A 15,342-nucleotide genomic window follows, 5' to 3' on the forward strand; every position below is an offset into this window, starting at 1 on the left:
GGCGCGTTCCGTGCCGCTACGCCGGTCGTCCGAGCTCCCTAGGGCCAAGCTCGCGTTCGCACTCGGATTCGGGCTGGGCGGCGAGGCCGGTGAGCGCGGCGCCGCCGAGCACGAGGGCGATGTCCCGGACGCGGGAGGCGGGCAGCAGGTCGGCGAGGACACGGGTGCTGGGTGTCGACGACTTCGCGATCAAACGCGGACACACCTACGCCACAGTGCTGACCTGCGGAGAAACGCACCAGGTCATCGACGTGCTGCCCACCCGGGACGCCGGACCGTTGGCGACCTGGCTCCTGGCCCACCCCGGCATCGACATCGTGTGCCGTGACCGGGCTGGAGCCTATGCCGAGGGCGCCACCGTTGGCGCACCGGGCGCCCAACAGGTGGCCGACCGCTTCCATCTGTGGATGAACCTCGGCCAAGCCGTCGAGAAGTGCGTTGCGGCGCACCGCTCCTGCCTTTACCCGGCAACGTCCGGGCAGGCGTCGTGGGCCTCTCGACAGGCTCCGCCGTCCCCCGCGACATCGCACGGCGACGGGCGTCTCGCGGCGCGGCTGAGGGTCCATCATGCCCTGGTCCACCGTCTGTTGGAGCAGGGTATGGGGATTCGGGAGATCGCGCGCCACCTGGGCTGGGGCCGTCACACCGTCCAGCGGTACGCCCGTGCGGAGCACTGGCATCAGGTCTCCCCGGGACGCCACCGACGCGGCAGCAGCCTCGATGTCCACCACGCTTATCTCTCCATGCGCATCGCCGAGACCCGAGGACGCATTCCTCCACGGTGCTCTACCGCGAACTCGCCGAACGAGGCTGGCACGGCGGCTACTCCACGCTGCAGGACTGGGCCCGACACGAACTGCACCAGCCCCGCCGAACACCACAACCCCCTCCGGCACCGGCGAGCACGCGGCAGGTCACCGGCTGGCTCACCCGTCGACCGAGTTCGCTTACCGAGGACCAACACCAGCAGCTCAAGGCGATCCTGGACGACTGTCCCGAACTCGCCGTCGCTCACCACCTCATCCGGGACTTCGCCGACATGCTCACCCAGCAGACCGGCGTCCTCCTGCCCGCCTGGATCGATGAGGCTCTCACCGCGAACCTGCCCGGCATCACCGGCTTCGCACGCGGCTTGACCGGCGACCTTGAAGCCGTCGCTGCCGGGCTTACGCTCCGTTGGAGCTCGGGCGGTACCGAGGGAGCCGTGAACCGCATCAAAAAGATCAAAAGGCAACTCTACGGACGGGCCGACTTCACTCTCCTGCGGAAAATGATCCTGCTGGCATGACGAGCAGCGTCAGTTCCCCACGACCGCTGCGATCCTCGTGAAGGTCTGTCCGGCTTGCGACGTGATCGGTCGAGAACCCCTCGACAGCCCTGCACCACTGGAAGAATGCCAGCGTGATCGTTGAGAAGATGGACACACAGCGGGGCCTGGCCGAGGGTGATGTGGTCGCCACGGCCACGAGCTACCGCTCGTGGACCGTTCACGCAGCCCAGCTCGCTCCAGTGCCGGACCGCCCACAAGACGGGCTGGTCCCTCAGCGCCCGCTCTGCGACATCGCCCCCACGAACGTCCGAAAGCACGGCATGAGCGTCACCTGCCTGAAGTGCCTGGAGATCTTGGACAGTGGCGGCTTGTCCCTTGTCGCCGAAGGCTGGACCCCCGCTCCGGCTTTCCCCTCCACATGACCGGAGCACCGTCGAAGCATCTACATGCGAGAGGATGACCTCCCCTCACACCGCTCGAAGCCATCGGAGAGGCACCGCAGCATGACGAACAGCGCTCCCCAAACCGCCTCTCTCATCGCCGCCGAGGATGGCCTCATCGACCACATTCGGCAGCACGCCGAACTTTCCGAGACCGCCCACCGCAAACCCGAGAATTGGAGATACCCAAGTCAGTTCCATCTCCTGCTCACCATGGGCCGCCGGTTCACCCCCACGTCCAGTCCCGGCAGTCTCATCAAAATGCCTGACCGGCTCTGCTACAGCAATGCGGCCCGCTACGCCCTGGCCCACCGTGACGAAGGCCTGGTATACGCCGAGGGGTTCGCCCTCACCCATGCCGAGTTCGACGTCTATCTTCCTCATGCCTGGATCGTGCGACCTGACGGGACCGTGCTGGACCCAACCTGGGACGACGCACCCGGCCGGGCTTACGTCGGCATTCCGATCGCCGACTCCCGGCTGTGGCCCGTTGACGGCGGAGGGCTGCTCCAGGACTTCGGCCGGGCGTTGCCGCTGCTGCGCGACGGTTTCCCGCGAAATACGCTTGCCGATCTAGGCCGCCCGCTGATCGCGGAAAGGCACTCGTGAGCAACAACCGCGGGAAGGGTTCTATGGCGTCACCGCAAATGTCTGATGCCAAAGAGGCGAGCCACCATAGGCCAGTGGGTTTCGACGCTCCCTCTGACCTAGCAGCACTCACTCTCCGCCACGACTCCCCGTGATCGCTGACAGAGCCCGCTGAACGACGTCACAGCCAGGCTTGTGGGATCGGCTTGCTAGATGGACCCTCATGCGTAGGGATTGGACCTCTGGGTGCCCTCCCACTTCACCAGGCCGGGAGATGGACCCCCACGCATGGGGACTGGACGATCACGCGGTCGGTTAGACCCTGGGTGTCTCGGACGGGCCCCCACCAGTAGGGACGGAACAGCGAAGTCGCCCGCCTCCTCGCCTACGCAGCGGACTGACCCCCACCTGTAGGGACGGGACGCGGCGCGGGCCGCCTCACGGTCCACGGCGTAGGACTGACCCCCACGGGCAGGAGCAGCCCGTTTTTCGTTGGCGTGCAGATCCATCATCCGGGCCACCCGCTCGGGACCCCAACGTGCCCGTGCCGTCTCCGGCGCGACATGCGCGGCCCTGGCCACCGATTCCCATTTCTCACCCCGGTGCCGGGCATCCTGCACCGCAGCCGCGGTATAAATACCCAGCTCCCGCCGAATCGCCTCAGCACGCTCCAGCAGCGTCCCCAGTTCCTCTTCGCGCATCTCACTGTCCAGCAACTGCTGCGCCAGCCGACGAACCTCCGCCGCCACCGCCCGGCCCAAAGGCCCCTGCTGATCCACCACCGGAACCCGGCCCGCCTGCCGACGCCGCTGGGCTCGCCGGCGGCAGGCCGTGCCGCAGTACCTCCGGCGCCGCCCCGCGCCCGAATTCTGTACCAGGAGCCCCGCGCACACCACGCACGCCTCTGGGTGGGACGAACCAGTCGCCACGGTGTCTCCTCCCTCCGATTGCCGATGTCCTGCACGTACACCCCGGCCGGGGTGGGCAGCAGACATAGCCCGCGGCCTACCTTGGCCCGAAAAGGTCAGTCCAGCCGCGCCCAGAGAAAGCTGATCCGCGACGTGCGTGCCGCTGCCGCGGCGACGCTGGCGAGTGCCACGCATGCAGCGGCGGGCCACTGACCGGCAAATGGCAGGACGAAGGACAAAACCAGCACCACGACGGGGCCCAGGCTCACCGTGACAGCGAAGGCACGCAGGCGTGCGTAATTACCGCCGGTATTGCTAGCGTCCGGGTGCGTCCTGGACATCACGGTGCCCCGGACGACATTGGGAGCAGTCGTCTTTCTCCTCAGGGAATTGACGGCTGGTCAAAATGCGGAGGGGTCCCGGTCCGTTGGTACCATCCTTGAACCGGGGCCCACCTTCGGCGTGACCCTAGCGCGCTCCCGAATCACTCGGCTATCAGAGTGAGTCACTAACGGGTAAGCCGACGCATCAGCGTGCGAAAACGGCGCCTGAAGGACGGATTCCGGTGACGATCGTCCTGATGTTTCTTAAAGATGACCGCTACTGAAAGAAATCGATCGCCGCTGTCGGAAAACTCTCCTGATGCACTGTGCGCCGGCGTATGAAAATCCAGGCGGAGCACTCCGGCGCACTCACCACCTCGCATCGCGGATACGTCCCAGCCTTGCGCGCAGGAGGCCGCGAGGATGTACCGAAGGCCAGGTTCACGTCCTGCATGTGATCAGGAAGACGGTCGAGTGAACCGACCGCACCTCGATCCACAGGAAGTCACTCCCAGGAGAGGGCAACCGTCCTGCTAAAGCAGGCCAGCTCGGCTAGGTAGGCGCTGGCCTCGGCTTCCAGCGCGGCGACCAGTACCCGTCATGCTTCTTCCCGAACGATCTCGTCGGCCAAGGGAGAGCCGTTGGTGCTCACTCTGCTGAGCGCGGATGTATCTTCCCGGACGGCGTTACGAACACTGGCCTTGACCGGCGGCTTGTCGATCATTCGCCTGTAGGCACGTTTGCCCCGGCAGTTGCAGGAGGACTGGAGCATCGCCCGCCCAATGCTGGCGCCTCAGCTAAGACTACGAACCGGTGCGTCCACGTCAGGAAGGCCGCTCATCTCGAGGCCAGGGCGTTGATCCATCCGTCGCCTGGGGGCGGGACGAAGAAGTATCCGCCCCCGACGGTGAGGGTGTATTTGGCCATGGCCTCGCCCTGCAGCCGGTGTTGCACGGCTTCGAAGCCCTGTTCCAGGTTGCGTTGGAAGCAGGAGAAGATCAGACCTTGGTCGTCGTCGCTGTGACGGTAGTTGTAGCCGCGCCGGACCAGGGGCGGGGGGTTGCGCCGGTCGGGGGCTGCTCTGCGGACGTGGGAATCCAGGGGTGTGGTTTTGCCCTGCGGGTCGGCGGCGAACACGGGTTGCTCGGTCCCGGGTGTGCCGTCCAGCCACTGTCCGTCTCTGCCTCGGCCGACGATGCGCTCCTGCTCGTGGACGGTGTCCCGGTCCCAGAAATCCGTTGCGAGCCGGATGACGCGTATCACTTGGTAACTTCCGCCGACGGCCCACGATGGCTCACCTTGATCGCGGGTGATGGTCACGCGTTTGGCAACTCCCGCCGGGGTGTCGGGGTTTCCGTATCCCTCGGTGAAGTGGAACGGGTTGCGGGCCAGGCCTCGGCTGTCCTCTGTTCGGTTCTCGGGGCGTACGCCGTCCAGACGCCAGCGCACCCGCCACAGTGGCAGTTCGCGGAGCGCGTGCTCGGCTGCGTCCTGTACTACATGGGGTGATGTTCCTGTGATCTGGAGCAGGAGGTCCCCGTGTGACTGCGTGTGATCCAGTACGTCTCCAGGAAACGTCGGCATCTGCTTGAGGTGTCGGGGTCCGGCCACCGACGAGGGAAGCATGCTTTCCCCCATGGCCAACCAAGCGGCGACGTTGCCGCCGTCTACCGCTTCGACCACGTGGTGTGCAGTACGCAGGGAACCACCGGCGCGAGTTCCACCCCCAATGAAGTCGAGGGCTATTACCTGCGCGTACGGCAACGGGGCCGGGCCGCGGAGGTGAGCGGCCTCCTGGTCCTGGTGGCTGGATTCGCTGCGCAGAGCGACGGTGTCGGCAGCGGCGAGGCCGCCGGCGCCGACAGCGCCAGCGGCGATCGCGGCACGCAGGACCCCTCGCCTGGTTGTCGTTGTCACTGGTCGAGCTGCTCCTCGATGAGGCTGGCGGCAAGGGCGACGGCCTTATCCACCTCGCTAGTGACAAGCAGGATGTTGTTCTCGGCAACGGGATAGGCGGACACACCGAATTTGCCGGCGGCAGCGCCGATGACAGGGAACCGTTCGCCCCCGCGCATCTGGAAGTCGTCTGTCCGGGAGAAGGTGAGCATGGTGGTCGACAGTTCTGGATACAGCGTGCTCAGCAGCGGATGCCTGTGGGCAGCCTGCAACAGGGTCCACATCGCCGGCGTGTAGGGGTCCGAGCCAGAGTGCGGGGGGCGGAACTCCTGCAGCAGGCGCGTCCATGCCGATTCCGGACTGCGAGAGTCACTCAGCATGGCGCGTCTCCGTTCACGAAGGTCGTGATGGCCCGGGCAGCCGCGTTCCCGCAGATGTAGCGCAGCTCCATCGCCGTGACACGCGTGGCTACGTAACTCTCGCCGCCGGCCAGCATTTCGTCGACCCTTGTGATGCCGTGCATGTTGAAGGTCATGCGTCCACTGCGGCTGACAACGACGTCGATCATGTCTCGGACCATGGGCTCGGTCATGACGCCCCCGATGGGGACGTTGAACATGGCGTCGGTGTAGGTGATCGCTCCGACGCTTCGAGCGAACTCGTCCAGAAGCCCCTGCCGGCCACCATGGATGCTTCTCAGACCCAGGGCGAGGTGGGGCCCGCAGCCAGGCTGAGCGTTGTGGACCAGGACACCTTGGCCAGTGCCCACATAGTAGGTGTGGAGATCGTCGACGGTGAGGTTGTAGACCGGGGTCTGCTTGGTGTGGTGACGGATGGCAGTGATCTGTACCCGAGTGCCGCTGCTGGTTTGCAGCCATTGACTGGCCGTCAGGTTGCCTGCTTCGACCCACTGATGGAGTGCGGGAACCCAGAAGGGGTGGCCGCTAGTGGCGGTGAGGGCGCCTGTCTTGGTCCCGGCGGACCCGTCGGTGTCCACGGTGATGTCGACGAGTTGTTTGTCGCCGGTGCCCTTGATCAGGGCAGTGACCTTGCGGGGGACGGTCTCCCCGGTGTTGGGGTCGGTGGCGATGACGGTGTCGCCGACCTTGACGTCCTTGATCGGTTTGCGGGTTCCGTCGGCCATCAGGACCGGTGTGTCGCCGGTGAAGCTGTTGGGGGTAGCGCACTGGGCTATGCGGGAGCCTGCCCTGCCTTCGGCGAGGGCGCCGAGTCCTTCGCCGAGCATGCTGGCCAGGCAGCCGGTGGCGGCGGACATGCCGACCTGGCCCCAGTTGACTTTGCGTCCGGACAGACGCTGGGTGAGCCAGTCCAGGCCACCGTCCATGAGGCCGCCGATGATGCAGGCGGCGATCATGGGGTTGTTGCCGGTGGGGTCGGTGTAGGTGGTGGGGGAGGAGAGAGCGTACTGGTAGAGGTTGGTGCCGCCGGCCTGGCCGCTGGGGTCCTGGGAGATGAAGCGGCCGGTCTGGGGGTCGTAGTAGCGGTTGCGGTAGTAGAGCAGGCCGGTGCCGTCGTCCTCGCGGCCGGTGAAGGTGTACGGGTTCGTCGTAGCCGAACCGGAGGCGGTGGGGGTGCCGCCTGGGTCGTAGGCGTAGGTGGTGGCGACCGTTCCGTCGGAGTTGGCCAGGCCGACCACGCTGCCCAGGGCGTCCGTCAGATAGACCTGGGTCGTGCCGCTCTCGGTACGGGACAGGAACTCGTCCAAGCCCGAGGTGGCCACCGTGGCTGTCGTCGCTCCCGAACCATCCTGCTCCGCCAGCGGGTTGGTGCCGTCGGTGAGATACCGGCTGCTCGTGCCGCCAATGGTCTTGGAGACGCGACCGCCGAACGGGGCGTAGCCGAAGGACGAGGTGGTCCCTGCCTTGGCCAGGCCGGTGAGTTCGCCGCGGGCGTTCCAGGTGTAGGTGCGCAGGCCGTCATTGGTGAGCTGGCCGCGTGCGTCGTAAGTGAAGGTGCGGCCGTCGTAGCTGGTGATGCGGTTGTCCTTGCCGAACTGCGTGCCGCTCTCCGCGGCGGGCAGTGCCACCTTGGCCAGTGAGCCCGTCAGGCCGGTCTGCAGGGCCCGTTCGTCCCGTGTGTAGGCCAAGTCCCCGATGGTCTTGGCGCCTTGGGCGTACGCGATGGAGGTGATGACGCCGGTGGTGTCGTAGCCGGTGGTGCGGGTGATGCCGCCAGGCAGGGAGGCGGTCTTCTCCCGGCCCACGGCGTCCAGGCCGAAGGCGACTTCCTGGGTGCCGGACTTGACCGAGGTGAGGATGCCCGAGGCGTCGTAGCCGTAGGCGGTGCTGGTCCCGGCCGCGGTCATCGAGGTGCGCTGGTCGCTGGCGTCGTAGGTGTAGCCGACGGTGCCGGTGGGGCCGGTGGTGGAGGCCACGCGGTCGTAGGCGTCGTAGGTGAAGGACTGGTTGCCGGCCTGGCTGTCGGTGATCTGCTGGGGCAGGTCATTGGCCCCGTAGTCGTAGCTGACGGTGGATTCCGCCTGCCCCACACTGTCCACGCCGTACTGGGTGCGCTTGGGGCGGCCGAGCAGGTCGTGCTCGGCCACGGCCGATACGCCGGACCGGTTGGTCGCCGTCTTGAGGAAGCCGGCCGCGTCGTAGGCGAACAGCGCTTGTGCACCGAGCGGGTCGGTGGCCGATTTGGGGCGGTCGGCGTTGTCATAGGCCCAGGTGGTGGTGTTGCCGCGGGCGTCGGTGAGGGTGGTCAGGTTGCCGTTGGCGTCGTAGCCGAGGGCGGTGGTGTGACCGAGCGGGTCGGTGACCGTGCGGGTCTGGTTGAGCTTGTCGTAGGTCACGGTGGTCGCCGAACCCGACTCGTCGGTCAGGGTGATCGGCCGGCCTGCGGCATCCGTGAACTGCGTGGACGTACGGCCCTCGGAATCGGTGACGGCGGTGAGGTTGCCGTTGGCGTAGGCGTAGGCGGTGACCGCGTGCGCGGCGTCGGTGGCCGTCTTGACCTGGCCGGCGCTGTTGTACGTGTAGCTGGTCTCGCGGCCTTCGGGGTCGGTGGTCTTTGTCAGGTTGCCGTCGGCGTCGTAGGTGAACGTCGTTTTGTGGCCGAGCGCGTCGGTGACGCTGCCCGGCTGGTCGTAGGCGCCGTCGAAGACCATGCTGTCGCTGGAGCGGGCACTGCTGGTTTCGGCGAGTTGGACCACCTTGGTCACATGGCTGTTCGCGTCGTACGACAGCTCGGTGCGCCGCCCGTAGGGGTCCACCACCGCATTGACACGGTGTCCGGTGCCGCGCTCGTAGACCGTCTTACGGGCCAGAGCGCTGCCGTAGGCCTGGGTGTCGGAGGTGCCGTAGCCGCCGTCGAACTCCACCCGCCGCACCGCGCCGCCGGGTTGGGTCGCCTCCGTGGCGGTGACCTCGCCGGTCCCGGTGGTGGTGTAGGCGAAGGAGTATTCCTGCCCCTCGGTCAGCGTCTGGTGCTGGACCCGGCCGTCGGCGTTGTAGGTGTTGCTCATGTAGACGATGCCGCGGGCGTCCTTCGCGGTGGCGATGCGGTTGGAGGTGCCGTCATAGGTGTACGAACTCACCTTGCCCGCCGGGTCGGTGACCGTATCCAGCCGTCCCGCGCTGTCATACGTGTAGGACACGGTGCGGCCGGCGTTGTCCCGTGCCTGGGTGACCCGGTTGTGCGCGTCGTAGGTCAGCGCGATCCAGCGGCCCCCGGACGTGGTGAGGCGGGTGAGGTTGCCGCGGGTGGTGTAAGCGCGGGTGAGGGACAGGGTGTTGCCGTAGCGGTCGCGGATCTCCTTGAGCGGGGCGTACTGCGGGAACACCCACACGGTGCCGTCGGGGAAGGTCAGGTCCCAGCCCGTGTTGCCGTTCCAGTCGATCTTCGTGCCGCGGAACTGCCCTGATGCGCCTGTCAGTTCGAAGACGGCGTCGAGGAAGCTGGTGCCGGCGGAGGTGCGGTCGTAGTGGATCTTCTGCCCGCCGGGCAGATACAGGTCGACTTCCTGGTACTGCTCCTCGGAGTGCAGGAACGCGTTGTAGGTGAGGTCGCGTCCGATGCCGAAGGCACGGCTTGCGGTGTCTCCCTGCCAGTAGGTGCGGGTGATGTCGACGGGGGTGAGGGCGTCGTCGACGGCGAGGTCGGTGTGGGCGTCGGTGAGCAGGCCGGTGGACAGGTTCACCGGGTCGCCCGACAGCCAGTCGATGGTGTCATCCAGCCAGGAGGGCAGCCAGTTGGGCAGGTTGGTGGTGTTGAACATCGCGCCGGTGAACGCCCACACCCGGGTCTTGCTGTCCGGGACGACCTGGGTTGCGTCGGCGTTGACCTTGCCGTGTCCGTAGACGTACCAGCCCTTGCCGCCCGGGTCGTAGTCCATGAAGTCGACCTGGGTGCCGGGCGGCTCGTGCGTGTAGTTGGGGTAGATGATCTGGGCGCCCTTGGGGAACACGTACGTTCCGCCGGGCTGCACGGTGAAGTAGACCGGAACGATGCTGTTCTTCGGCAGCGGGAACGGCGGGCGGTCGATCGGGATCGCCGTGATGCCGAGTTCGGTGACCGTCTTGCCGTTCTCGTCGCGGATCACCGACCCCTTGGGGATACGGACCTCAAGGCCCGGGATCTTGGGGGTGGTCAGCACGATCTCCTTCTTCGCGGGCGCGTCGAAGGTGACGGTGTGCCGGGTGTCCAGCGGCGTCATCCACACCGGGAAGCCGAGGTCGATAGACAGACCGGCCTTGGGGTGGATGCGGATGTCGAAGCGGCCGTAGTTGCGCTTGTTCGTGTGGGCGCTGGAGCCGTCGATGACCAGGGTGGTGGCGTTCGCGCTGATCCCGCTGAGCAGGAAGCGGCCCCTGGAATCCGTGCGTGCGGTGGTGGCGCCGACCCGGACGGTCGCCTTGGCCAGCGGTGTGCCGTCGAGCTTGAGCACATGCCCACTCAGCGCGGTCGTGCCCGGCGGGGCACGTAGCCTCGTCGGAGCCTTGGGCCCGCTGCCGCGCCGGGTCACCCAGTCGCGGCCGGTGAGGTTCTGCTTGTCCGGCTGCCAGGCGTCGACGCCCGTGGGAGCAGTGCCGGTCTGCGCCTTCCCGCGGTCGGTGCCGGCACCGGTGCTGTCCTCGGTGTGCTGCACCTTGTCCGCGAGGGCTTGTTCGGCCTTCAAGGCGCTCAGGTTCGACGAACTCGCAAGCGCGGTGGTCGACAGGCCGATGCTGTAGGTGCCGGTCTTCAGCAGCGCGGGATCGACAGTGACGGTATAGGTGCCGGAGGCGGGCAGCGCCGCCATCGCGTACGAGGTGGTGCTCGTCGTCAAATACCGTGCGTCGACGAGCCACTTGCCGTCCGGCCCGAACACCGACAGATACCAGGCGTAGGGCGGGGTGCTGCCCAGCGAGAGGGTGAGTTTCTGCCCCGAAGTGCCCGTGAACGTGTAGCGGGCGTTCTGCCCAGCCGTTGCGATCGTGGCCGAGCCCGTGCCTCCGCCCACGGTGAGGGTTCCTGCGTTCACGTCCGGGACCAGCGTGGCGGTGGTCTGGCCGGTCACCGGAGTGAGGGGCTGCAGCAGCAGCCGGTAGGTGCCTGCGACGAGCGGGGCCCGCAGGGCCGCATCTGTCGTGGACGTGCTCAGGGAACCGAGGCTGCTCGGCGTGGTCGCGCCCGGCGCCAGCAGCATGATCCGGGTGCTTCCGGTGATCGTGGTGCCCGTGAACACCACCGTGTCGCCGTCGCCCGCCTTCGCGTCCAGCGTGTACTGCAGTGCCTGCCCGGGCCGGGCGATGGCACCCGTGCCGCCGCTCTGGGACAGCGCCCCCGCTTTGACCGGCGTCGACAGCCACAGGGTGACGCCGCCGGTGCCTGCGGATTGAGGCTCCAGCAGCAGCGTGTAGACGGAACCGGTTGCCAGGCCATTCACATGCACGGCCTGGGCGGTGTTCTTGGCCGCCTGGGCGAGGTAGTCGCCGTCCCCGCCCGCGGAGCCGATCAGGTTGACGTATGTGGCCTGGTTGATGGTGTTGCCGGTCAGTCCCAGGCCGAGGTCGGCGCTGTCCGGGGACGTGAACGTGACCCGTACGCGCTGGCCGGGGCGGGAGACGGTGACCGGCACCGAGGCGCCGTCGATACCGACGGCGACCGTCAGGTCGGCCGAGAGCGTCAGTTTGAAACTGCCCTGTGCACCGCTGTACGGGTCCATGACGACCGTGTAGGTGCCGGTCTCCGGCAGGTCGGACAGACCTACCGTCTTCGCGCTGGCGGCAGACACCGTCACGGAGGTGCCCACCTTCGCGCCGGACGGTGCGATGACGGTGAGGGCGAAGTAGCTCGTGAACGTGTTCTCCGTGATGCCGAGCGACAGATCATTCCCCGCCGATGCATCGAAGGTCGCCTCGGCGTTCTGCCCCAGCCGGGTGATGGCCACCGCGGCTGTGCTCCCGGTGCTGCTCAACTTGCCCACGTCCACCGGCCGGGCCAGCGTGATGGCGAGGGTTCCGGTGCCGATGCTGGCGGGCTGGGCCTCCAGCCGGTATGTGCCGGTCTGGGGGAGAGCGGTGCTGTCCCACTCCGTGGTGGCGCGGGAGGAGACGATGAAGCTGTCCACGCTGGTGCCGTCCGGCGCGTACAGCCGGAGGGTGACGTAGGAGGCGAAGCCCGTCGACGTCACGCCGAGCGACACCTTTTTGCCCGTCTCTGCGGTGAAGGAGGCGACGCCGTCCTGCCCGGGCCGGGTGACGGCCGACTGCGTGGCGGCACCGTCGGGGCTGAGGGTGCCGGCCTCGGCGTAGTGCGCGATGGTGACCTTCGCAGTGCCCGTCGCCGCGTTCGCGGGATCCAGGTAGAGGGTGTACCTCCCGGTCGCCGGCAGAGCATCGACATCCAGGGAGCCGTTGGACGCCTTGGACACGAACACGAAGTCCACCTGGTCCCGGTCCGGCTCGTACAGGCGCGCGTACACGCCGTCGCTCATCCCGGCGGTGTCGATGCCGAGGCTGAACGAGTCGCCCTTCGTCGCGCCGAACGTCCACAAGCCGTCCTGTCCGACCCTGCTCATGGCTGTGGCGGCGGGATCGCCGGTGAAGGACAGCTCTCCGCCTGCCGGATACGACACCGTGACGGTCACCGCACCGGTGGTGTCCAGCAGCGGGTCGATCACCAGGGTGTAGGTCCCGGACGCCGTCAGGTTGCGCACCTCGAAGTCGCTGGAGCCGTTGGAGGCGCTGAGGACCGAGCCGGTGCCGATCGTGTCGCCGAGTGGATCGATCAGCTGCACTGATGCTGTGGAAGGGAATGTGGACTGGGTGAAGCCGAAGGAGATGTCCCGGCCCTGGTCGGCGTCGAACAGCACGCGGGCGCGTTTGCCGGCCTGGGTGACGGCGGCGGACGGCGGGCTGGCATCGGTTACCGACGTGCGCACCGTGGTCTCGAAGTCCGCTTCGTCCCCCGAGAGCGGCACGGTGTAGTCGGCCGGGGAGACCGCTTTCCCGTCCGGGGTCTCCACGGTGATCCGACCGGTCGTCGTGGCCTCGGGCACCTTCACCGTGAGCGTGGTGGTGGTTGCACTGACCAGCTCGGCGAGCGTTCCGCCGTTGAAGCGGACGACGTTGTCCGAAGCGGTGGACGCGAGCCCGGTCCCCTGGATGGTCACTTCGGTGCCCGCGGGGCCGGACAAGGGGGCCATCGACGCGATCGCCGGGCCGGAGGGCGCCAGCGAGAACGCCTCGGCGGACTTGGCTGTGCTGCCTGCGACGGTCACGGCCACGGAGCCGTCGTCCGCGCCAACGGGGACGGTGACCACGAGACGGGTCGCCGAGGCGCGGGTAACCGTGGCGGTCGTGTCGCCGAACGCCACGGTGTCGCCAGCCGCTGTCGCCGAGAAACCGGTACCGGCCAGGGTGACCGTGGCACCGGCCTTGGCCCTGACCGGGACCACCGACAGCACGGAGAGGGTGCTGGAGGCGTACCGGTCGATGCCGAGCCGGTTGCCGGCCTCGTCGTAGCGGTAGCGGGCCGTCTGCCCGGTCGGGTCGCTCACGCCGACCAAGCGGCCTGCCGCGTCGTAGGCGTAGACAGCGTTGTCGGTGGTGGGTTCAGCGGTGCCGTCCGTCTGCGTGACGGAGGAGGCTGGCTTGGGCTGGGACGGCGCCGTCGTGGCGGCCGGGGCGGTTTTGGCCGGTCCCGGGTGCTGGGGGAGTGTCTGGGCCGACACGGCCCCCGAGGTCAGAGCGAGCACGAGTGCGCCCACCGTGATCAGCCGGTACCGGCCCTGTCTGATGGCACGAAAAACCCCGCCCCGTAACCGCATGCGCCCTCCCCAGAGCACTGCATGGGACGCGTACGCCCCATGACCCCCACACTCATCGCGCGATGCGTCACACCGTAGAGACAGGAGGTCATGTACGCGACAGGGGCGGCACTATCTGGCCGATATCGACCGCAGTGCGCAGGTGCTACTGGCGGGCCTTGGTGTGGATAGCGAGCACGCGCCGACCTGCGACAGGGTGGCCTGGACAGTCACAGGGATCGTCAGGCCTCCCCACGCTGTAGGGGCATGTTGATGGCTCGAATCCGGGCGGGCGCGTTGTGAGCCCCGCAGAACCGAGGACGCGAACCTTCCTGCGGACGAGTCATGCAATGCACGACTGCTGTTGTGGATGGCTGCGTTGGTGCACCACGTGACCAGCCCTCAGGCCGCGTAGGTCCTGGCGCAACCTCGTCGACATCGGACTCGCTACCGCGGAAAGGGGCGGATGCTGACCTTGGCGGCGTGCAGCCTCGTTGCCTCAGCGGTCGGTACCTTCGGACTTCTCCTCGGCCTGGGGCGCAGTTGTCGGCTCCGGCGCGTCGGGGGCGGTGTAGTAGACCGAGGTGCCCTGCTTGGTGCGCTGGGCCTTGCTCTTGGCCACGAGCCCTTCGAGAGTGACGCGTACGACCTTGGTCTTGATGCCGCGCTCGGGGTGAGCCTTGCCGAGTGCGGTGGAGATTTCCGCGGCGGAGCGCGGCTCGTTCTGCTCGGTGAGGTGGCGGCGGATGAGTTCCACCAGGGTGGGCCGGATCGCCGTCGTGCCGGCCTTGGAGGTGGCGGGCTTCTCAGCCGTCGTTTCCTGCACGGCTGTGGTCTTCCGTGCCCTTCGCTTGCTGGAGGGTGCGGCCTCGGTTCTTTGCTGGGGAGAAGACACTGCGGCACCCTTGGCCGTGGTCGACGGCTCATCCGGTTCGTGCGTGACGCCGAGCGCCTGCTGCATGTTCACCAGCACGCTGTGGTCCTGCTGCAGGGCAGTCAGCTGCTGTTGCAGAGTGGCGATTTCGGCGCCGACACGTTCCTGTTCTTTGAGGTTGCTTTCGAGGTCGCCGGCCACCTGGGCGATGTACTGGGATGTCAGTCCCGTGGCGACAGCTGTGCTCTCGGACATGGTGCTGGCCTTTCCTCGGTGTACGGCAGCGATCCAGGCGAGCGGCCTCGAACCGGGGCAGCGCTCCCTCTGTGCTGTACCGGCGGCACGGACGCTGTAACTGCCGCAAAATGCCTTGGCGTAGAGATACTACGGACAGGCGGAACCGGTTATTCCTCTCGTCGAGTGGCGTCCGCTGTTCGCCGCGGAGGTCAGAACCACTCTGTCTGGTGCCTTTGGAGCCCTGTTGCAGGGCGGGTTCGTGCGTGGGGGCTGGGGCAGTTGCCAGGCTGCCTCGTCGGTCTCCCGGTTGTGGTGCCAGGTTGTCAGGGTGCCTGTTGTCACCAGCCGGTCGAGGAGTTCTCCGGTCTGCTGCGGGGAGTGCCCGCACATGCGGCCGAGGGTGTCCATCTCGGTGCTGTGTTCGGTGTTGGCGGAGGTGTGTGCGGCCAGGGCCAGGGCGGTCAGCCGCAGGGCGGGCGGTTCTGCAGGCAGGGGCAGCGGGGCGGGGTGCAGCGCCCAGTGAGCGGCGCGCCGGCGGGCGCGGCGGCCGGG

At 67.6% G+C, this 15,342-nt stretch carries 6 protein-coding genes and 3 pseudogenes; 3 read left to right on the forward strand and 6 right to left on the reverse strand.

Features of this window, described 5'->3' with window-relative positions:
- Positions 1-73: 73 nt before the first annotated feature.
- A pseudogene (locus ACNFOC_RS37235) lies at positions 74-193 on the reverse strand (biotin transporter BioY); the annotation flags it as partial.
- Positions 194-215: 22 nt separating this feature from the next.
- Between ACNFOC_RS37235 and ACNFOC_RS37240 the strand changes: the two are divergent.
- The 3 genes and pseudogenes from ACNFOC_RS37240 to ACNFOC_RS37250 all read left to right on the forward strand — a co-directional run.
- Positions 216-392, forward strand: a pseudogene (locus ACNFOC_RS37240) (ISL3 family transposase); the annotation flags it as partial.
- 389 nt (positions 393-781) lie between these two features.
- A complete protein-coding gene (locus tag ACNFOC_RS37245) occupies positions 782-1,288 on the forward strand; it encodes a transposase (RefSeq protein ID WP_416963449.1) in 507 nt (168 codons plus the stop codon).
- Positions 1,289-1,773: 485 nt separating this feature from the next.
- On the forward strand, positions 1,774-2,319 hold the full coding sequence (locus ACNFOC_RS37250) for a hypothetical protein (RefSeq protein ID WP_416963450.1): 546 nt from the start codon (positions 1,774-1,776) through the stop codon (positions 2,317-2,319).
- 2,047 nt (positions 2,320-4,366) lie between these two features.
- Here ACNFOC_RS37250 and ACNFOC_RS37255 read toward each other — a convergent pair.
- The 5 genes and pseudogenes from ACNFOC_RS37255 to ACNFOC_RS37275 all read right to left on the reverse strand — a co-directional run.
- Positions 4,367-5,446, reverse strand: a complete 1,080-nt coding sequence (locus tag ACNFOC_RS37255; RefSeq protein WP_416963451.1) for a Dyp-type peroxidase — start codon at positions 5,444-5,446, stop codon at positions 4,367-4,369.
- Entirely contained in the window at positions 5,443-5,805 is a 363-nt protein-coding gene (locus ACNFOC_RS37260; RefSeq protein ID WP_416963452.1) for a DUF6193 family natural product biosynthesis protein, read from the reverse strand. The genes ACNFOC_RS37255 and ACNFOC_RS37260 overlap by 4 nt, the downstream gene beginning before the upstream one ends.
- Positions 5,799-13,700, reverse strand: a complete 7,902-nt coding sequence (locus tag ACNFOC_RS37265; protein ID WP_416963453.1) for an RHS repeat-associated core domain-containing protein — start codon at positions 13,698-13,700, stop codon at positions 5,799-5,801. Before ACNFOC_RS37265 ends, ACNFOC_RS37260 begins: the two co-directional genes overlap by 7 nt.
- A 478-nt stretch (positions 13,701-14,178) precedes the next feature.
- Positions 14,179-14,808 carry a hypothetical protein gene (locus tag ACNFOC_RS37270; protein WP_416963454.1) on the reverse strand — a complete coding sequence of 210 codons (630 nt, stop codon included), beginning with the start codon at positions 14,806-14,808 and terminating at the stop codon, positions 14,179-14,181.
- Between the two features lie 129 nt (positions 14,809-14,937).
- Positions 14,938-15,342: pseudogene (locus tag ACNFOC_RS37275) on the reverse strand (hypothetical protein); the annotation flags it as partial.

The organism is Streptomyces colwelliae, from assembly GCF_048158785.1.
Lineage (GTDB): Bacteria > Actinomycetota > Actinomycetes > Streptomycetales > Streptomycetaceae > Streptomyces.